Source organism: Zavarzinia sp. (genome assembly GCF_049306435.1).
In the GTDB taxonomy this organism is placed as follows: domain Bacteria; phylum Pseudomonadota; class Alphaproteobacteria; order Zavarziniales; family Zavarziniaceae; genus Zavarzinia.
Genome location: NZ_JBAQRT010000111.1, coordinates 1 through 17,226, shown reverse-complemented (window position 1 = coordinate 17,226; position 17,226 = coordinate 1). Strand labels below are relative to the sequence as shown.

Below are 17,226 nucleotides of genomic sequence, written 5' to 3'. Positions count from 1 at the left end.
ATATTGTCGCGCACGCGGACATCGAGCGCGCCGCCGGTCAACGGCCCCCGGCCCCAGCGCGTCCAGTCGATGGCACCGCCGTCGACGACGAGGGAGGCGCGGGCCATCGGCCCCGTGCCACCCGCCGGCAGATCGGCGGATTTCGCAGCCTCCCGCGCCTCGACCGTTTCGTTGTCCCGCAGCCAGGCGGCGATCCAGTCGCGCGGGCAGGTCCAGAGGTCGAGGGCATCCGTGCCCAGCGGATCGTCCGCGCCATCGGGCCGGTCGTATTGCCAGAGGGCATCGACCAGGCTGTTGCAGCGATAGACCCGGGCAGGGTTTTTCAGGGTCCAGGCCAGGCAGTCGATGAAATCGTAAGGTCCGACCTCGAGCAGAGCCGCCTGATGCGGATCGAGGTCGAGATAAGGCATCGGCCCGTCACCGGCCCGGGCGGCATCGCCGGGATCGGCGACCATCGCCCGCAGATTGCGCGCCGCGCGGTTGAACAGGGTCAGCATGGGCGGGATGACGTAGAGATCGCCGCCCCAGTCCATGATGAACAGCAGGAGCGCGCCCTCGCCGCCCTCGCCGCGCGCGAACTGGAACGAGCCATCGCGGCGCGTCAGCACCCGCCCGGCCCCCAGGGCCAGCCGCTGCAGCATCAGATAGGCCAGGCCGAAAGCGATGACGGCGGGCCGCCCGGCCTTGGGATCGGGCACGGCGAAATGGTCGAAGACCTTGGGCCAGACACCCGTCTCGCCATTCCACAGGCGGTCCCGCGCGGCGTGATACTGCCGCTCCAGCTCATCGTGATGGTGCATCATGACGCCGCCTTTCGGCCGGCTTCGGTCAGCCGGACCCGCCGCATCTTCGGGCCGTAACGCTCGACGAGGCCTGCGGCAACGAGGCCGTTCCAGGTTGCGCGCATAACCGGCGAGATTTCACCCGCCGCCAGCACCGTGTTGCCATGGGTGCGGTCGAACAGGCCGTCACCGCCGTGATGGGCGAGCCAGCGCAGGGCGGTGATTTGCGTGCCGGTGATCATGCCCGGCCCCCGGCAGCGGCAAGGCCGCGCACGGTTTCGACCGGCAGGCGCAGCAGCCGGGCGGCGGCAGCGGCGCTCATGCCATCCGCGTCGCGCAGCAGGGCAGTGACGGCGCGGACGAGGTCCGGCGGCAGATCGGCGCGGGCGGGGCTGGCCATGTCAGCGGTCCCCCGCCAAGAAAAGATCGGCCGCTGCCATCGCCTCCCGCCTTCGCCGCGCGATGCCGGCGCGGCGCATCGGCTGGTCATAGGTGTTGTGACAGCGCTGGCACCACGCCTTCAGGTTCTCGTCGGCGCAGTTTTCCGGCTGGTGGTCGAGGTGCGCCACCGTCAGTACGACGCGGGACGATGTGACCGGATGCGGCTCCCCGTTGACGGCCCGGCAATTTGGAAAAGCCGGGGACCCCTCGCAGCGGCTCCCGGCGCGCTCGCGAATGCGACGGCTGATCGCTGGCCAGTCCTTCGGGTAGCGGGCGCGGTTTTCAGGGCGGATCGGCATGTCAGCAGCCCTCCCCGTCCGGATAGGTCGGCTGGAGCGAAAGACACACCTGCCGTCCCATTTCATTGAGATAAAAATAGGCGTGACGGCAGCCGAAATCCGCCGGCCTTGACCAGGCGATATGACAATGAGGACCGTCCATCAGGCCCCGCTCGACCAGCCGGACCAGATCGGGGTTCCCCTCACTGGTGAAGAAGTGATCCCTGTACCCGGCTTTCAGCCCGACGCCACCGAAGGCGTGGAGAAGACAATGGCGCTCCCGGTCGGACAGATCTTCCACCACGGGATGGCGGGCCGGCAGGATGACGTCGGCCCCAGCCGCGCGGCGCACGCTGATCATCCTCACGGCCCCGCGGAAACTGATATCCCAGGCGTCCTGAAGTGATCTTGCCTTGACGGCCCGGGCCGCGGAGGCTGTGCGCGCGAAAACGATATCGCTTCCGTCCAGTCCAAGAACCTGAACGGTCCACGCCTTGCGCCGCCGCGTCCCTTTTGGGTTGGAAGCCGGCATGTCAGCGGCCCTCCCCGGCGCGGGCGTAGAGTTCGCCCCACAGGCGGGTCAGGGGCGCGAGAGCCTCTTCCAGCTCGCGCAGGGCCTCGGCCGCCTCGGCCGGGGTCAGGCGACCGTCGGCGAGGGCGGCGAGCTGGACCCGGACGAAGTCGCCGAATTCGGCGGCGGCGGCGCCCGTCAGGCGGTGCAGGCCGCTATCGCCCTCGTCCCGGCCGGACGGCAGGAACAGCCCCCCGGCGAGCAGGGCGAAATGCTCGGCCAGCGCGGTGGCGCCGGCAACGCACAGGGCCTCGATCCCTTCGGCGTTGATGCGGCGGCGCTCGTCGGGATCGGTCAGGGCATAGACGCGGGTCTGCGACAGCCCCAGCACCGCCATGGCCGACCGCACACCGCCCACCTCGTGGATCGCCCGCGCCGTCGCCTCGGCGATCGAGCCCGGCTCGCGGCGCTTCAGGCCGACCGATGAACGGGAACCGGCGGGGGCACTTTCCCTCTGCCGCAATGCAGCAAGCGGATGCATGGTCACGCTCATGAGCCCGTACCCCTTTCCAGCGCCACACCCGAAACCGCTTCCGGCCCGGCGGCATCGACCATCGGCGACACCAGCCCTACCCGGGCGTCGAGAACGCGCTGCCAGGTCCGCATGTTCGGCAGGGCTTCGCCCCGCTTCCATCGCTGCCATTGGCTTTGGTGAATTTCCGCCGCGCGGCAGAGGGCGGCGACCGACGTGCCCCGACTGCGCAGAGCAACCTCGATCGCGTCAATTTCGGCTCGAATATCCATGCGGGCAGCGTATGCGCTTTTTCCCGCATTCGCAAGAGGGCGATATCACATCGCCTTCGCATCTGATTTGGGGCAATTTTTCGCGATGACCGACAAGAGCGACCCGACCATCAACTATGTACGGACGATCCTTGCAAGAACGGGTCTGACCGCGACCGAATTGGCGCGGAAAGCCGGCCTGTCGCCCTCGACTCTCAATAAGAAGCTCTCGGGCGCCGAGGCGGCGAGCCTTTCGTTGCGAACGCTGATGAAACTTTCGGAGGTATCGGGCATCCCGGTGCCGGCGAGCATACTCGTGTCCGAGCAGATGGAGCGGGAGGCGCGCCACATTCTGCAGATGCCGCCGAACATCGACATGGCCGCTCGCAATCACTTGCCGCCGACACAGGATATGTCGAAAGATATCCCGGTCATGGGATCCGTCATCGGCGGCGTGGGTGGAGATTTTTCGATGAATGGCGATATCGTCGACCGGGTGCGGCGCCCCCCGGCACTGGCCAACGCCAGCGATGCCTTCGCCGTTTTCGTCACCGGCGATTCCATGGAACCCCGCTACGAGGCGGGAGATCTGGTCTTTCTGCACCCCCACCGACCGGTAGGACCCGGCGATGATGTTGTTGTCGAATGCTTTGGCGATCACGACGGGGAGGGCGGCCCCTGCTATCTCAAGCGGCTCGTCAGACGATCAGCCGACAAGGTACAGTTGCGGCAGTTCAACCCGCCGGACGATGAAATCGTCATCCCCTATACGCGCATCCGGAGGATATACCGGGTGCTGCGGCCGAACGAACTTTACGGCTTCTGACCGCTCGGCCTTACCAATAACTCGTCGACCTGTTTTTCCAACTCCGATTTCGGTCGAGGGCGCGGCGATCCGTGGGCGCCCCAATGGCAAGCCGTTGCGAGGGGCTTGACCGCCTCCGCAAGACCGCCTATCGCGAAGGTCAGATCGACTGCCCCGCTCGAAAACGGTACGGCGCGGACAAACAAATTCTCGCGCCCGAACAGGCCCTGAATGAAGGGCACGGCCTGACCGCCGGTCCATAGACCAAGGGCTTCATGATCGGTCGAGGCCCGCATCGAGATCCGTCGGGCGCGCTCGGCATCCACGCGCACGGTGACATCGCCGAAGCCCTGAATATCCGCCATGAAGAGCCCGCCGAAATTCAGCCATAGAGAGGTGACGTTCTCCCGGCAGGCCAGGTGCAACGCGGGCCGGACAGGGCGCCCGAACCGATCCGCGATTTCCGCGTCGGACGCGACAGAGAGATAGACATTCCGGCTGTCGTCGATGGGCGACACCTCGGTCACGACCCGCCAATGGCCCGCGCCCTCCCCAGCTAAAGAGCAAGTCGCCGCCGCCACGACCTCGAGCGCGGCGATACCGGCCAACAGCAGATTCCGCATCGCTCCACCCCTATCCCAGCGCCACAGGCCGCAACCATCACGATCATAGCGGCAGATCGCAGCCCCGGCGAGGCGGGATCGCCCGCACCAAATCCGGCTGTGCGCTTTTTCCCGCTTGCAATGTGCGCTTCTTCGCGCATTAATGTGCGGGAGAAATCGGGATGAGACAAACGATGAGCAATGCCGCCGACATCCAGCCGACACCCGGCCCCAGCATGTTCAAGACCTGGCAGGAACGGCCCGGCCGCTGGTCGGTCTACCTCGCCGACCCGAAGCGACCCTACGACATCAACGCCGCACTCTGGGATACCCCGGTCGGCACGCTCGAGGCGGCGACCGGCCTTGCCGCCGCTCTCGACATGCTGGCGCAAATCCAGCGCGGCGGCGGCGAAGACGGCATGGATCGCCGGATGCTGCTGCTCGATGCCGACGGCCGCCTGATCCCCGATGCCTACCCGGGCGAGCGGCTGACCTACATCGTGGCCAAGGCCCTCGGCGCGGCCAGCAAGGTGCAGGTGGCGGCATGAGCGCGACCGAGGACATCCCCGCCGTCGTCGCCGACGAGGCCGAATACGCCATCGTCGAGATCATGGGCCACCGCCGCCACTTCGGCCGCATCGCCGATGTCGAGCGTTTCGGCGGGCGGTTCCTGCGCATCGACGTGCCGATGGCCGGCGGTTTCGACACCGGCTGGATCAGCCATTTCTACGGCGGCGCCGCGATCTTCTCGATCACGTCGACCGACCGCGAGACGGTCGAGGCCCACAACCGGCCTTACGCGGCGCCCGGCCGCTTTCTGCCGCCCGCGCAAGCCGAGGGCGAGGGCGACACCACCTCCGACGAAGGGGAGTTCTGACATGGCGAGCACCAGCGTCTTTTGTGGCCGGATGCCGGACGGCACCGCGATTTTCGGCACCTGCCCCGAGACCCCGGCGCCCGAGCGCCGCCCCCTGGCCCAGCGCATGGCCGACACCCTGATCGAGGCTTACGACGCAAGGGGCAATGCCACCCGCGACGATCTCGCCCGCGCCGGCTTCACGGCCGATGAGGTCGACGAACACGGCCGCCGCGCCACCGGCATCCTGCGCCGCCGCCTGAACGGCCGCCGCCAGATCGTGGGGGCGTAAGCATGGACGAGACCGTCGACAACGCCATGCTCGACCTCGCCCGGGCGAGGATCGAGAAAGCCTTTGAACTGTGGGGCCGGGATATCGCGGCCAATCCGGGCGACTTCCTTTGCCACGAAGAAGCCGACCAGATGTCGGTCGAGATCCGCGCCCGGAAGGATGCCGAAGCGCTGCTGCGCTATCTCCAGCTGGTCGATGAGGCGGAGGACGGTGGCGACAAGCTCCAGACCGCGGCGAGCCTGCACAATCAGCAGGCCCGCGAGATCGTCGCACGGATGATCCGGACGGCCGTCGATCACGGCGGAACGACGGCTGACATTCTGGTGCTCGCGGAATCTGTTCTGACCGGCATCGTCATCTTCGCGATGCGGGACAACCCGGCCGGCTCCGAACTCCTTCTGTTGGCGATCGCCAACGGCGCCCGCGCGCGCCTGGCAGAAATTCGCGCCGGCGGGATGGAAAAGTAATCATGACCGTTACCTTCCGCCGTTACGCCCCCGGCGCCCGCGTGCTGATCGACCATCTGACGGCGCCCTATGTCGTGCTGGCGGCGCGGGCGACGGCCTGCGCCGGCTGGCAGCACGAGGTCGCGCCGCTGTCGGGCGGGCTGCACCAGTGGGTGTTCGGCGAGCGGCTGACCCTGATCGACGGGCCCCTGCCGGTGACCCATCTGCACCCCGGCCCCGGCCCGACGCCGGGCTTCGTGCCCCGGGTGATCGAAGGGGGCCGGCCGTGACCCTTGGCGATGCCCTGCGCCAGGGCTGGCCCGACCTTGTCATCGGCGTGCTGGTCGGGTTGGCGGTGGCCGGCCTGGTCGCCGCCGTCACCATCGGCTTCGTGCCGTGACCCGCGAGGAAGAGGTCATCCGGGCCTATGTCGCCCGCTATCGCCGCCTGTTCGAGGAGCGGAAGGGGATCAGCGACGACCTTTCCGCCCTCGACAAGGAAGCGAAGGCCGAAGGCCTCGACCCGAAGATGCTGCGGGCGACGGTCAAGGCCCTCGAGGTCGAGGCCGCGGCACGCGACCGGATCGACCAGACCTTCACCGCCTATCTCGCCGCCGCCGGCGGCACAACGGCGCCCGATGGCGCGACCGAGGGAGACCTGTTGTGAGCGACCCCGCCTATGAAATCCAGAGCGTCGACCGGCTGATCGCCACGATCAATCAGGGCGACGATTGCGCCGACGCGACCGCCGATTATCGCCGGGTGATGGAGACCCTGGCGAAATTCGTCGAGGACTATGGCGGCAAGCACAAGGCCCAGATGGTGATCAAGATCGGCTTCGTCGCCGACAACAAGGGCATCGACGTCGAGGTCGAGACCACGACGAAGGTGCCGAAGCGCCCGATCACCAAGGAGCGCTTCTTCCTGACCGATCGCAACGTTCTGACCCTGCGCGATCCCGCGAGGGACACGATGTTCCCCAATGTCGACCTCGGCCGGGCGCCGGGCCGGCGCGGCGAGTAACCCCATCATCCCCAGCCGAGGAAGGCACCATGAGCACCGAACCGACATCCATTCCCAGCGGCATCGAGGCCGTGATCAAGACCATGCGCGAACTCGACAAGCCGAGCGTGCTGGACCATCCGGCCTTCGATCTCGATCCCGATCTGGACGTGGCGTGGACCACGCCCGCGCTGCTCGCCCTGCCCAAGGGCACGGAGATGCGGGACGCAACGCCCATCCTGCACAAGCTGCTGACCGACAATCTGCACGCCCCGCGTTTCCTGCGGGAAGCGGCGAAGCTGACGTCGGTCACCAGTTTCATCGGCTATACCCTGCGCTTTCGCGACGAGCATTCGGCGATTTTCGTCGAGGACACGCCCGCCGCGCCTCAGCTCAAGGTGATCATCGATTATCACCGGCCGGCCTCGCCCGAAATCGGCGAGCCGTCGGGTGATTCCGGCGAGGTCCAGAGCTGGTTCAAACCCCGGCCCCGGCACGGCCGCCATACCGGGACCTACGGCTTCCCCCTGTCGGAACAGATCAACGAGTGGAAGAAGGTCAGCGGGGCGAAGCTGACCCAGTCCGAATTCGCGACCTTCCTGCAGGATCGCCGCTTCGATATCGCCAATCCCCCGCTCGACTGGATGCAGATGGAGCGCAAGGATCTCGACCTCATCCTGCGGCTGCTGAACCTCGCCGACGACCGGGGCGAGGTCGACGACGGCGCCTCGACCGTCGAGGATAGCGAGGATGGCGACGAGCGTTACATTCCCCGCTCCGCGCTCTACAAGCTGCGGAAGCTGCGCTTCGCTTCGGCCGACCGGGTGGTGCAGCTGGCGCAGTCGATCGAGGTGACGGTCGACGGCAAGGCGAAGTCCGGCTTCAACCCCCGTACCGGCGAGCGCCAGCTCGAATTCGAGGAAGAGCACACGACGAGCAGCAAGGGCCGCCGCGTCACCGTGCCGGAATTCTTCCTGGTCGAGGTGCCGCTGTTCGAGGGTGAACGGCCCCGCCTGATCCCGGTGCGCCTGCAGTACCGCGTCAGCGGCGGCACGGTGGTCTGGATTCCGACCCTGATCGAGTGGAAGCGGGTGATCCGCCTCGCCGTCGCCGATGTCGCGGCACAGGTGGGCGATGCGACCGGCCTGCCGGTCCTCTTCGGCAACCCGGCGCCGGTGTAATCGATCATGTGGCGCCGCCTCCTTCACACCATCGCCGGCCGCCTGCGGCTGAAGACCGTGTTCGCCGAAAGCGATGACCCGGGCGTGGAAACCCCGCTGTTCGAGCGCTATCTCCTGCCCGTCCGGCCCTGGGGCGGCGCCGCCTATCTGCATCATTACCTGCGCTCGGATCCCGACCGCGGCGTGCACGATCATCCCTGGGGCTGGGCCATCGCCATCCCCCTCGCCGGCGGTTACGTCGAGGAGCGGCTGACGGGCTTCGATGTCCGGGGTCCGGTCACGAGGATGATCCGGCGCCGGCCCTTCCTGCCCTACGTCATGACCGGGCGGGATTTTCACCGTCTGCACCTGGTCGAGGGCCGGACGAGCTGGAGCCTGTTCATCCACGGCCGGCGCATGAAGCTCTGGGGCTTCCTGCGGGCCTGGGTTCCGTTCGGTTACGGCCGTCGGACCACGGGCTATTTCCCCTATCGCGATGAAATCAATGCCGGCGACGAGTGGTGGGGCGCCGCCCTGCCCGGCCGGCTGCAGGAAAGGGCCGCGCCATGATCGAAGACCTGATCGACCACTCCGATCCGGAAACCCGGGTTTCCGCGATCGACGAGATTTCCAAGCTCGCGCCGCAGGTGCCGCGCGATCTGATCGCCGCCGCCGTGGGCGGGGATATCCCCGCCGCGCTCGCGGCGGTGGAGGCGGTATTTCCCGGCCACCATCTTATCCTCGGCAAGGGACGCTATGAGCCCGAGGATACGCTTTACGGGGCTTCGATCTGGCCGACGACGAAGCCACCGGGCAGGAAGCAGATATGCCGATCGGCAGCGGCGAGGTGGATTCCGGTTTCGCGGAAGCGCTCATGGCCGCGCTCCACAACGCCTTGATCGGCGCGGTGGACGGCGCCCCGCCGGAAATCGAGCCGATGGCGCCGCCCGCCGGCGAACAGGACCAGCCCTATCTGGTCAGGCACCAGATCGCGGGCAAGGTCGGCCTGGCGGCGCTGCGCTGCGCCCTGCCCGATGGCGAAGACACGATGGACATCCTGCAGGCGGCGGCCCTGCTGGTCGCCGAGGTCCTGACGAACGCCATGAAGCCGGAACACGCGGATGCCTGCATCGCGGAATTCGAGCAGGCGGTGCGCTCCCAGGTCTCTTTGCGGCTGATCGCCGACGTCGCGGGGCACGCGTGATGAATACCGCCCCGCAGCGCCCGACGGCCGAGGAGTGGCGCGCCGCCGCACGGAAGTGGCTTGGCTGGGTCCGTGACCATGACGCCGCCATCGCCGCGAACGACACCCGCAGTTTCGGCGCGATCAGCCGCGCCGTCTGGGACGCCCGCGACGAGTTGAACAACCTCGACGCCCGCGAAAGGGCCGCCGACGCGGCCGAAGGCAAGGGAGACCCGACATGAGCGATCCGGTCACGATTGATTTTTGCCGCTGCCCGCTATGCGGGCGTGAAGTTGAGGCCGATTTCTACAACATCGCACGCGATACTTTCGGCGCCGTGAGTTGCGATCACTGTAGCCTGGAATTGACAGGCAATCTGAACGAGAGTCCAACCGACCTTGCGCGACGCTGGAACCGTTTGCATCCCCCCTCTGGCCCCACCAACCTCAGCTTCGACCTGCTGCGCCGGGCCAATCTGGCCCGCCTGCCGACCTTTCGCAACAGGCTGGGGCAGCCCGCGCATAGCGAAGCCGACGGCTCCGACTGGTCGGATGCGGAATGGCTGCAGGCGGTCACCGGTGAGCTGGGCGAACTCGCCAACGAGATGAAGAAGCGATTGCGCGGGGATTACGTCGACCTGCCGGCGGCGGAAGTCCGTCAGCGCCTGGCGGATGAACTGGCCGATGTCCAGACCTATCTCGACATCCTCGCCTTCCGGCTGGGTGTCGACCTCGGCGCCGCGACGGTCGAGAAATTCAACGCGGTTTCGACCCGGGTCGGCAGTCCGGTGCGGATCATCGCCGACAGCATCCGGATCGAGACTGCCCCGGCCGGGGAGGCACGCTGACATGGCCGGCAGCGTCAACAAGGTGATCCTGGTCGGCAATCTGGGCCGCGATCCGGAATGCCGCAACAGCCAGGGCGGCGAGCTGATCGTCAACCTGTCGCTCGCGACGTCCGAGACCTGGAAGGACAAGGTCAGCGGGGAGCGGAGGGAACGCACCGAGTGGCACCGCGTGGTCATCTTCAACGAGGGCCTTGCGAAGGTCGCCCGCGATTACCTGCGGAAGGGCAGCAAGATCTACCTCGAAGGCGCGCTGCAGACCCGCAAGTGGACCGACCAGCAGGGGCAGGAGCGCTATTCGACCGAAATCGTCCTGCAGAAGTTCCGGGGCGAGCTGACGATCCTCGACAGCAGGCCCGGCGATGACGCCGGACGCCCGACCCCGCCCCCGATGGCGAACAGCCCGGCCGGCGGCCAGGGCGGTGCGGGCCGGGGCTACGACCTCGACGATGAAATTCCGTTCTAGGGGAGCGCAGATGGCAACCATGCGCATTCGCGCCGGCGATCACGTCCGGCATCGACCCAGCGATGAAATCTGGGTTGTCGCCTTCGCGGACTATGACACCGGGGATATCGCGTGGTGCGGATGGCCCGAAGGCCTCGCCCGCATCGCCGACTGCGATCGGATCAAGGCCGCCAGTGACGATGAGCACGCCCAGATCGTGGCGCAGATCATCCTGAGTGGCGGGATGCGCGCCGCCAGTGTCAAGAGGCTCTACCTCAAGGGGCAAGACATCGACTTCTCGAAGGTCGCCGGTCATGCACGGTAAGGCGCCCGTTCCCGGCAGCTGGTCGCTCGACCAGCGGATGACCGTCGTCCTCTTCGCCGGCATGGGCGGCGCCTGCGACGGGCTGGAGGCGGCAGGGTTTCCGGTGCATCTGGCGATCAATCACGACGCGGTCGCCATCGCCGCCCATCAGGCGCGGCACCCGCACACGCGGCACCTGCAATCCGATGTCTTCGAGGTCTGCCCGCGCGCCGCGACCGGGGGCCGGCCGGTGCGCATCCTGTGGGCATCGCCCGATTGCCGGCATTTCAGCCGGGCCAAGGGCGGCGCGCCCGTATCGCGCCGCGTGCGGTCCCTGCCCTGGGTGGTGCCGCGCTGGGCCGGGACGGTAACGCCAGAGGTCATCTTCACGGAAAATGTGCCGGAGATCACCACCTGGGGGCCGCTGATCGCCCGGCGCGATGCCGCCACCGGCCGGGTGATCCGGCTCGACGGCAGCATCGCCGCGCCGGGGGAGCGGGTGCCGCTGGCCGAACAGCAGCTGGTTCCCAACCCGAAGCGCCGGGGCACGACCTTCCGCGCCTGGCTGCGGCACCTGCAGGGCCTGGGCTACACGGTCGAATTTCGCGAGGAAATCTGCGCCGATCATGGCATTCCGACGATCCGCAAGCGGTTCTGGGCGGTGATGACCCTGAAGGGCGCGCCCCGCTGGCCCGAGCGCACCCATGCCCCGCGCGACAAGGCGCGCGCCCTGAAACGCCGGCCCTGGGTGGGCGCGCACACCTGCATCGATTGGTCGATCCCCTGCCCGTCGATCTTCACCCGGCCGAAGGCACTGGCCGATGCCACCCATCGGCGGATCGCGACCGGCGTCATGCGCCATGTCGTGAAGGCGACTAAACCCTTTATGATCCCGGTCACCCACGCGGGCGGCCCCGGCCGGATCTACGACCTCGCCGATCCCCTGCGGACTGTGACGACGGCCAATCGCGGGGAATTCGCGCTGGTGACCGCGACAGCCGTCGGCGGGGCGTTTGTCGGTTGCGGTGGGCGGGCGGGGCAATCCCCACCGCGCGGCCTCAACGAGCCGATGGGCGTTACAACCACCAAGGCGGATCGCTGCCTGGTCACGGCCACCATGGTGCAGACCGGCTATGGCGAGCGTGAAGGACAGGCGCCCCGCGCCCTCGATATCGAGGCGCCGATCGGCACGATGGTCGGCAGCGGGAAATACGCCCTGGTCGCCGCCTTCATCGCCCAGCACAACACGGGCGTCGTCGGGCGGGCGGTCGAAGACCCGATGTCGACAACGACGACGGCCGCGACGCAGAAGGCCGTCGTCGCCTGCAGCCTGACTACGCTGCGCGGAACGTCGAAGGCTGGCCGCGATATCGCGGACCCCATGCCGGGCCTGACCGCCGGCGGCACCCATGTCGCGCTCTGCGCCGCCTTCCTCGCCCAATATTACAGCGCGGGCGAGAGCAGCCGCGCGGCCGAGGAGCCGCTGGGCACGGTGACCACGAAACAGCGCCATGCCGCCGTGACCGTGAGCATCCGGGGCGAGGATTACACCCTGTCGGATATCGGCATGAGGATGCTGGAGCCGGAGGAATGTGCCCGCGCCCATGGCTTCGACCCCGCCAGCCTTGCCCTGCCGATCGGCATCCGCGACAGGAAGGGCGCGTGGGTCACCCGCAAGCTGACCAAGACCGAGAAATACCACCTCGTCGGCAACAGCGTGCCGCCCGAAATGGCCAGGCGCCTCGCCCTCGCCAATGTCCGCGAGGCCCTGGCCATGGGGGCGGCGGAATGATCCCGGTTTACCGCGCCGAAGGCGCAGATATCACGGAGGGCCTGCGGCAGGGGCCGGGCATCCTGTCATGGGCGCGGTCGCTGGAGGCCGTCGACCGCCTGTCCGCCTTGCTGCCCCCCCATGCCGCCGGCGGCTTTCGCGACCGGGCAGGCGCCGCCCTGCGCGATCTGCCGGAGGCGACCGAAGGCAAGTGCTGGAGTTGCTATGGCGTCGGCTGCCTGGCCTGCGGCTGGGAGGGGTTTCGCACCATCAACCAATATCTCCATGGCCCCGATCCGCTCGATGCGGATGCCGTCGCCGACATCCTGACCGCCATTTTCGAGGAGCATGTGACGCGATGATCACCATCGACAAGTCGACCTTCCTGCCGGCCCTGACCGCGGCGGCGCAGGTCGTCCACGCCAAGAACACCATCCCCATCCTCGCGAATATCCTGCTCGAGGCGCGCGACAGCCGTCTGCGCCTGACCGGCAACTGCCTCGATTTCGCGGTGGTGACCGAGATCGCGGCCGATGTCAGCGAGACCATCGCTCTGACCCTGCCGGCCGATGCCATGGTGGCAGCGGCGAAGAAGGTCGAGGATGGCGGACAGATCACGATCGACGGACCCGGCCAGGGCGGGCGCGTGACCTTTCGCGCCGGACGCGCCCGCTACCAGCTCGCGACCCTGCCGGCGGAGGATTTTCCGATGCCGGCCCCGACCAAGGCTTCGGCCCTGCGCTTCGAGGTTCCGGGCCGGATGCTGGCCCGCGCCATCGCGGTGACCGAACGATCGGTCTCGACCGAGGAGACGCGCTATTACCTGAACGGCGCCTTCATCCATGCGGATGGCGAGCACCTGACCTTTGTTACGACCGACGGTCACCGCCTGTCGCGGCATCGGATGCCGCTGCCGATCGGCGCCGGCGGCATGGCGGGGCTGATCCTTCCCATGGGCGCCTTCCGCGCCATCACCTCGATCTGCACTGCCGCCGGGGATTCCCCGGTCACGATCACGACCGACGAAAGCCGGCTTTCCGCCAGCTTCGGCGATACGACCTTCGTCACCAAGCTGATCGACGGCACCTATCCGGACTATACGCGGGTGATCCCGGACAAGCCTCCCGCCCGCGTCGAGATCGACGGCGCGGTCTTGCGCGACGCGGTCGAGCGGATGCTGATCGCCAGCGACCTCGATGCAGGCGGCAAGGCGCGCGCCATCGCCTTCGGCGCCGACGGCGGCGTCATGACCCTGCGGGCCGGGACTGTCGGGGGCGAGCGATCCGGCGACATCGAAATCACCTGCGGCATGCTGGATGCCGCGCCCTGGTCGAGCGGCTTCAATGGCCGCTATGTCCTCGACCTGGTGGCTGCGACCGGCGCGTCGAGCCTGGCGATCCATCAGGATGATGTCCTCGCCCCCGCGAGGATCGAGCCGCGCGACGATCCGGCGACCATCCACGTCCTGATGCCGATGCGGATTTGAGGAGGCGGAGATGACGGAAATGACCGATATTCCAAAGGCTGCAATTGAGGCTGCTATGAAAGTGCAGCATCCCGGAATTGGCGGGGATGGTCATCGCAATTATATTACAGCTGTTATAGAAGCGGCCGGGCAGGAGGCGATGCGCGAAGCAGCGGCAAATGCCGCGTGCTGGGGGTGCCGCGAGGGGCGCCCACTGCGCTTCTTCGGCGAGGGGAAGTTCGGATTCTGGACGCATGATGCAGGAGGTGAAATCCCTGATGCTTATGTGGCCTTCAGCGCGGCATCTCGGCATCGGTGCATGTCGGTCGATATCCGCTCCCTGCCCCCTGTCCCGGCGCCGATCCGGCACCAGACCCACTGCCACATCAAGCGCGGGTCGACCTATACGGTCGAGCGACAGGGCGCCGAGGTCCAGACCAGCCGCCCCATCGTCGAGGGCGACATGATCACTGTCTATGTCGGGACCGACGGCAAGGCGTGGGCGCGGCTCGACGAGGAATTCAACGACGGCCGCTTCGAGGTCATCGAGGCACCAATCCCCGACCGGCCGGAGATCGACAAGGCCGAATTCGGCGAGCGGTTCACCGCCCGGATGGTCGACCGGATCGGCCCGACCTTCGATGACGGCACATCGGTCGCCGACTATGCCCGCCAGATCGCGCCATCGGCATGGGACGCCGACTGGCAGCGCGATGCCGGCCCCGAGGCCTGCGCCGACGTCAACATCGAATATATGTGCGAGGGGTGACGCCATGACCACCATGTCAGGGGAAGCATCGCTCCGCCTGGGTCCGTCCCTCGCGCTCGGCAGCCAGGTAGTCGCCTTCCCAGGGCGCGCCCCGAAGGTATTTGCGATAGGTCGTGGCGAGGCCCGCCTCGAGCTGGGCGCGACCGAGATCGCGGCCATCGACCGCGCAGCGCGCGACGGTGCGGCCGTGCCGATCCATGTCGATCTTCTGGCAAGTCACCTCCCGGCCGAGGGCGATGTCGTCGAGCAGGCTCCGCGCCGCGCCCCAGCACGCCTGCCCACGTTCCGGCGTGTCGATGCCGTGCAGGCGCACGGTGACATCGCCGACGATCAGCGTGTCGCCATCAATCGGGTAGCCCTTGCCGGCGAAGACATCGTCGGCCAGGGCCGGCGGCGCCGCCGCGACCAGCAGCGCGAATATGATCGGGACGCTCTTCATGCGGGCATGATGGCCGATCGAAGGTCGGCGGCAAAGGGGGAGAGATGGTCGCCCGCCTGAAGGATCTGTCCCAATTGCCCGGCTGGCCCCGCATGCTGTCGCGGGATCAGGCCGCCGCCTATGTCGGGGTCTCGACCGGTACATTCGCCCGCGAGGTCGGCGCCGGCTTCTGGCCGGCGCCGCTCGAGCGCGGGCGCCGCCAGACCTGGGACCGCGCCGCCATCGACCGGCTTCTCGACCAGCGGGCCGGACTGACGCAGGATGGCCCCGCGGCAAGCGGCGGAGACGGGTCATGGGACGATGTGGTATGACGGTGGGGCTGCCCTATATCGACCGTTTCGTCGATCGCTATGGCCATGAACGGCTCTACTTCAGGCGGCCCGGCGGAAAACGCATCGCCTTGCCGCCTCGGGGCGACCCGGGATTCCTCGCCGCCTATCAGCGGGCGGCGGACGCGGCCGGCAAGGCCGAGCCGAAGAAACCGCCCACACGCGGCACGCCGGGCACCGTCTCCCGCCTTGTCTTCGACTATTACCTGAGCCCTGATTTCCTGCACCTGAAGGCTTCGACCCAGGGCGTCCGGCGCCGCGTGCTCGACGCTTTTTCGCAGGAACACGGCCACCGCACCGTCGCCGGCCTGACCCGCGACAAGATCGAGATCATCGCGGGCAAGCGATCGGAGACGCCGGCAGCGGCCAACAACCTCGTCAAGGTGCTGCGCACGCTGCTGGCCTTCGCGATCAAGCATCGCCTGCGACAGGACAATCCCGCGGCCGGCATCCAGCGCTTCAGCGAAGGCACGCATCACACCTGGACTGAAGGCGAGATCAAGCAGTTCGAGGAGCGATGGCCGATCGGCACGCGCGAAAGGACGGCTTTCGCGCTGCATCTCTATACTGGACAGCGCCGCGGCGATGTCTGCCGCATGACCTGGCGCGACTATGACCGCGCCAAAGGCATCATCAGCGTGACGCAGGAAAAGACCGGGGTGGAGCTGGAAATCGCCGTGCATCGGGACCTGCGCAGCACCCTCGACGCCTGGCGCCAGACCGACGTGATGATCCTCACGACCTCTTTCGGCAAGGCCTTCGCCGTCGCCGGTTATGGCAACTGGATGGCCGACGCCATCGCCAAGGCCGGCTTGCCGGATCGCTGCGTCCTGCACGGCCTGCGCAAGGCCGCCGCGAGACGCCTGGCGGATGCCGGCTGTACCACGCATCAGATCCAGTCGATCACCGGTCACAAGAGCCTCGCCGAAGTCCAGCGCTACACCGTCGCCGCCGAACAGCGCCGCCTCGCCCGGGCCGCCATCGACCTGCAGGAACAAAGCGGGAGCAAAGATTCCCAACCCATTTCCAAAGTTGGGAAAATAGCGTCGAAAACATCTGCGAAATCAAATACTTAGAAAATGGATGGTGTCCCCGGCGGGATTCGAACCCACGGCCCCAGGATTAGGAATCCTGTGCTCTATCCTGCTGAGCTACGGAGACACGCGGGCAGTTTTAGCGGCGCGGGGACAGACTGTCAAAGGCCGAAGGCGTTGCCGGACAGGACTTCGCCGAACTGGCCGAGGCGATTGCTGTGGCAGCGGTCCGATGAATTATACGGGCATTCGCCATAGTAGAAGGCCAGCTTCCTGTCGACGTCCTGTACCCGGAAGCAATCCCTGGCGCCGAGGTCGATGATCTTTTCGAATTTCAGGCACATGCGACCATTCTCGAGGCTCCAGACGCCCCGCTCGGTCACGACCTTTTCCTCCATCGTGCCCTTCTTGCCGATCGCCTTGTAATAGATGCGGGCGGTCACCGTGCCGTCCGGCTTTACATAGGCCTGCCAGGTCACGTCGAAGCGGCCGGCGGCACCGTCGCGGCTACCCATCTGGCCCGACAGCGTGTTGCCGATCAGGCGGTTGCGCAAATCCTCGGTGCCGACATCCTTGCCCCGCGCCACGCGCGGCACGCCATTGCCGACAACGCCGCCATCGCCCGCGACCTCGCCCGAGGCGGCATTGGCGTCGGCGGCGCCGACCGCGGTGCCGCGCCCCTCGCC

General features: G+C 67.5%; 32 protein-coding genes and 1 tRNA gene. 22 read left to right on the top strand and 11 right to left on the bottom strand.

Going from position 1 to position 17,226, the window contains the following annotated elements:
* The 7 genes from WAZ62_RS06060 to WAZ62_RS06030 all read right to left on the bottom strand — a co-directional run.
* Nucleotides 1-803: hypothetical protein (locus tag WAZ62_RS06060; protein WP_422642616.1), on the bottom strand; the 803-nt coding region annotated here is incomplete at its 3' end.
* Entirely contained in the window at nt 800-1,024 is a 225-nt protein-coding gene (locus WAZ62_RS06055; RefSeq protein ID WP_422642615.1) for a hypothetical protein, read from the bottom strand. The genes WAZ62_RS06055 and WAZ62_RS06060, both read right to left, overlap by 4 nt.
* On the bottom strand, nt 1,021-1,182 hold the full coding sequence (locus WAZ62_RS06050) for a hypothetical protein (protein WP_422642614.1): 162 nt from the start codon (nt 1,180-1,182) through the stop codon (nt 1,021-1,023). The genes WAZ62_RS06055 and WAZ62_RS06050 overlap by 4 nt, the downstream gene beginning before the upstream one ends.
* A 1-nt stretch (nt 1,183) precedes the next feature.
* Nucleotides 1,184-1,522: a hypothetical protein gene (locus WAZ62_RS06045; RefSeq protein WP_422642613.1), complete on the bottom strand. Its 339-nt coding sequence runs from the start codon at nt 1,520-1,522 to the stop codon at nt 1,184-1,186.
* Between the two features lies 1 nt (nt 1,523).
* Nucleotides 1,524-2,033, bottom strand: a complete 510-nt coding sequence (locus tag WAZ62_RS06040; RefSeq protein WP_422642612.1) for a hypothetical protein — start codon at nt 2,031-2,033, stop codon at nt 1,524-1,526.
* A 1-nt stretch (nt 2,034) separates the two neighbouring features.
* A complete protein-coding gene (locus WAZ62_RS06035; protein ID WP_422642611.1) occupies nt 2,035-2,565 on the bottom strand; it encodes a hypothetical protein in 531 nt (176 codons plus the stop codon).
* Nucleotides 2,562-2,816: a helix-turn-helix domain-containing protein gene (locus WAZ62_RS06030; protein WP_422642610.1), complete on the bottom strand. Its 255-nt coding sequence runs from the start codon at nt 2,814-2,816 to the stop codon at nt 2,562-2,564. Before WAZ62_RS06030 ends, WAZ62_RS06035 begins: the two co-directional genes overlap by 4 nt.
* A gap of 85 nt (nt 2,817-2,901) precedes the next feature.
* On the opposite strand from WAZ62_RS06030, the gene WAZ62_RS06025 reads away from it, so the two are divergent.
* A complete protein-coding gene (locus WAZ62_RS06025) occupies nt 2,902-3,621 on the top strand; it encodes a S24 family peptidase (RefSeq protein WP_422642609.1) in 720 nt (239 codons plus the stop codon).
* Here WAZ62_RS06025 and WAZ62_RS06020 read toward each other — a convergent pair.
* The gene (locus WAZ62_RS06020) at nt 3,609-4,223 is read right to left on the bottom strand and encodes a type VI secretion system-associated protein TagO (protein WP_422642608.1); all 615 of its coding nucleotides are present in this window, start codon (nt 4,221-4,223) and stop codon (nt 3,609-3,611) included. The two genes, WAZ62_RS06025 and WAZ62_RS06020, sit on opposite strands and share 13 nt — an antisense overlap.
* Nucleotides 4,224-4,396: 173 nt before the next feature.
* Here WAZ62_RS06020 and WAZ62_RS06015 point away from each other — a divergent pair, with 173 nt between their 5' ends.
* The 19 genes from WAZ62_RS06015 to WAZ62_RS05925 all read left to right on the top strand — a co-directional run bounded on the left by WAZ62_RS06015 (nt 4,397) and on the right by WAZ62_RS05925 (nt 14,738).
* Nucleotides 4,397-4,750 carry a hypothetical protein gene (locus WAZ62_RS06015; RefSeq protein ID WP_422642607.1) on the top strand — a complete coding sequence of 118 codons (354 nt, stop codon included), beginning with the start codon at nt 4,397-4,399 and terminating at the stop codon, nt 4,748-4,750.
* Complete coding sequence (locus WAZ62_RS06010) at nt 4,747-5,079, top strand: hypothetical protein (RefSeq protein WP_422642606.1); 333 nt, start codon at nt 4,747-4,749, stop codon at nt 5,077-5,079. Before WAZ62_RS06015 ends, WAZ62_RS06010 begins: the two co-directional genes overlap by 4 nt.
* Nucleotide 5,080: 1 nt before the next feature.
* Nucleotides 5,081-5,350, top strand: coding sequence for a hypothetical protein (locus WAZ62_RS06005; RefSeq protein WP_422642605.1), 270 nt, complete (start codon nt 5,081-5,083; stop codon nt 5,348-5,350).
* A gap of 2 nt (nt 5,351-5,352) precedes the next feature.
* Nucleotides 5,353-5,817: a hypothetical protein gene (locus WAZ62_RS06000; protein ID WP_422642604.1), complete on the top strand. Its 465-nt coding sequence runs from the start codon at nt 5,353-5,355 to the stop codon at nt 5,815-5,817.
* Between the two features lie 2 nt (nt 5,818-5,819).
* Nucleotides 5,820-6,086, top strand: coding sequence for a hypothetical protein (locus WAZ62_RS05995; protein ID WP_422642603.1), 267 nt, complete (start codon nt 5,820-5,822; stop codon nt 6,084-6,086).
* A 106-nt stretch (nt 6,087-6,192) separates the two neighbouring features.
* Nucleotides 6,193-6,462 (top strand): GapR family DNA-binding domain-containing protein, encoded by a 270-nt coding sequence (locus WAZ62_RS05990; RefSeq protein ID WP_422642602.1) that lies wholly within the window; start codon nt 6,193-6,195, stop codon nt 6,460-6,462.
* A complete protein-coding gene (locus WAZ62_RS05985; protein ID WP_422642601.1) occupies nt 6,459-6,818 on the top strand; it encodes a hypothetical protein in 360 nt (119 codons plus the stop codon). The genes WAZ62_RS05990 and WAZ62_RS05985 overlap by 4 nt, the downstream gene beginning before the upstream one ends.
* Nucleotides 6,819-6,847: 29 nt before the next feature.
* Nucleotides 6,848-7,978, top strand: coding sequence for a DUF2303 family protein (locus WAZ62_RS05980; RefSeq protein WP_422642600.1), 1,131 nt, complete (start codon nt 6,848-6,850; stop codon nt 7,976-7,978).
* Between the two features lie 6 nt (nt 7,979-7,984).
* Complete coding sequence (locus WAZ62_RS05975; RefSeq protein WP_422642599.1) at nt 7,985-8,527, top strand: hypothetical protein; 543 nt, start codon at nt 7,985-7,987, stop codon at nt 8,525-8,527.
* Complete coding sequence (locus tag WAZ62_RS05970) at nt 8,524-8,856, top strand: hypothetical protein (protein WP_422642598.1); 333 nt, start codon at nt 8,524-8,526, stop codon at nt 8,854-8,856. Before WAZ62_RS05975 ends, WAZ62_RS05970 begins: the two co-directional genes overlap by 4 nt.
* The gene (locus tag WAZ62_RS05965; protein WP_422642597.1) at nt 8,832-9,161 is read left to right on the top strand and encodes a hypothetical protein; all 330 of its coding nucleotides are present in this window, start codon (nt 8,832-8,834) and stop codon (nt 9,159-9,161) included. Before WAZ62_RS05970 ends, WAZ62_RS05965 begins: the two co-directional genes overlap by 25 nt.
* Nucleotides 9,161-9,382: a hypothetical protein gene (locus WAZ62_RS05960; RefSeq protein WP_422642596.1), complete on the top strand. Its 222-nt coding sequence runs from the start codon at nt 9,161-9,163 to the stop codon at nt 9,380-9,382. The genes WAZ62_RS05965 and WAZ62_RS05960 overlap by 1 nt, the downstream gene beginning before the upstream one ends.
* Nucleotides 9,379-9,987 carry a hypothetical protein gene (locus WAZ62_RS05955; RefSeq protein ID WP_422642595.1) on the top strand — a complete coding sequence of 203 codons (609 nt, stop codon included), beginning with the start codon at nt 9,379-9,381 and terminating at the stop codon, nt 9,985-9,987. Before WAZ62_RS05960 ends, WAZ62_RS05955 begins: the two co-directional genes overlap by 4 nt.
* 1 nt (nt 9,988) lies before the next feature.
* Nucleotides 9,989-10,450, top strand: a complete 462-nt coding sequence (ssb, locus tag WAZ62_RS05950) for a single-stranded DNA-binding protein (RefSeq protein WP_422642594.1) — start codon at nt 9,989-9,991, stop codon at nt 10,448-10,450.
* Between the two features lie 10 nt (nt 10,451-10,460).
* Nucleotides 10,461-10,754, top strand: coding sequence for a hypothetical protein (locus WAZ62_RS05945; protein ID WP_422642593.1), 294 nt, complete (start codon nt 10,461-10,463; stop codon nt 10,752-10,754).
* A complete protein-coding gene (locus WAZ62_RS05940) occupies nt 10,744-12,525 on the top strand; it encodes a DNA cytosine methyltransferase (protein ID WP_422642592.1) in 1,782 nt (593 codons plus the stop codon). The genes WAZ62_RS05945 and WAZ62_RS05940 overlap by 11 nt, the downstream gene beginning before the upstream one ends.
* Complete coding sequence (locus WAZ62_RS05935) at nt 12,522-12,866, top strand: hypothetical protein (RefSeq protein ID WP_422642591.1); 345 nt, start codon at nt 12,522-12,524, stop codon at nt 12,864-12,866. Before WAZ62_RS05940 ends, WAZ62_RS05935 begins: the two co-directional genes overlap by 4 nt.
* Complete coding sequence (dnaN, locus tag WAZ62_RS05930; protein WP_422642590.1) at nt 12,863-13,990, top strand: DNA polymerase III subunit beta; 1,128 nt, start codon at nt 12,863-12,865, stop codon at nt 13,988-13,990. The genes WAZ62_RS05935 and dnaN overlap by 4 nt, the downstream gene beginning before the upstream one ends.
* Nucleotides 13,991-14,000: 10 nt before the next feature.
* A complete protein-coding gene (locus WAZ62_RS05925; RefSeq protein ID WP_422642589.1) occupies nt 14,001-14,738 on the top strand; it encodes a hypothetical protein in 738 nt (245 codons plus the stop codon).
* A 16-nt stretch (nt 14,739-14,754) separates the two neighbouring features.
* On the opposite strand, the gene WAZ62_RS05920 is transcribed toward WAZ62_RS05925, so the two are convergent.
* Nucleotides 14,755-15,177 carry a thermonuclease family protein gene (locus tag WAZ62_RS05920; protein WP_422642588.1) on the bottom strand — a complete coding sequence of 141 codons (423 nt, stop codon included), beginning with the start codon at nt 15,175-15,177 and terminating at the stop codon, nt 14,755-14,757.
* Nucleotides 15,178-15,221: 44 nt separating this feature from the next.
* On the opposite strand from WAZ62_RS05920, the gene WAZ62_RS05915 reads away from it, so the two are divergent.
* The gene (locus tag WAZ62_RS05915; RefSeq protein ID WP_422642587.1) at nt 15,222-15,488 is read left to right on the top strand and encodes a helix-turn-helix transcriptional regulator; all 267 of its coding nucleotides are present in this window, start codon (nt 15,222-15,224) and stop codon (nt 15,486-15,488) included.
* Nucleotides 15,485-16,582, top strand: a complete 1,098-nt coding sequence (locus WAZ62_RS05910) for a tyrosine-type recombinase/integrase (protein WP_422642586.1) — start codon at nt 15,485-15,487, stop codon at nt 16,580-16,582. The genes WAZ62_RS05915 and WAZ62_RS05910 overlap by 4 nt, the downstream gene beginning before the upstream one ends.
* Before the next feature lie 8 nt (nt 16,583-16,590).
* Here the strand turns inward: WAZ62_RS05910 and WAZ62_RS05905 are convergent.
* Both WAZ62_RS05905 and WAZ62_RS05900 read right to left on the bottom strand, forming a co-directional pair.
* A tRNA-Arg gene (locus WAZ62_RS05905) sits at nt 16,591-16,667 on the bottom strand.
* 34 nt (nt 16,668-16,701) lie between these two features.
* A partial coding sequence (locus WAZ62_RS05900) for a hypothetical protein (protein ID WP_422642585.1) occupies nt 16,702-17,226 on the bottom strand: 525 nt, incomplete at its 5' end.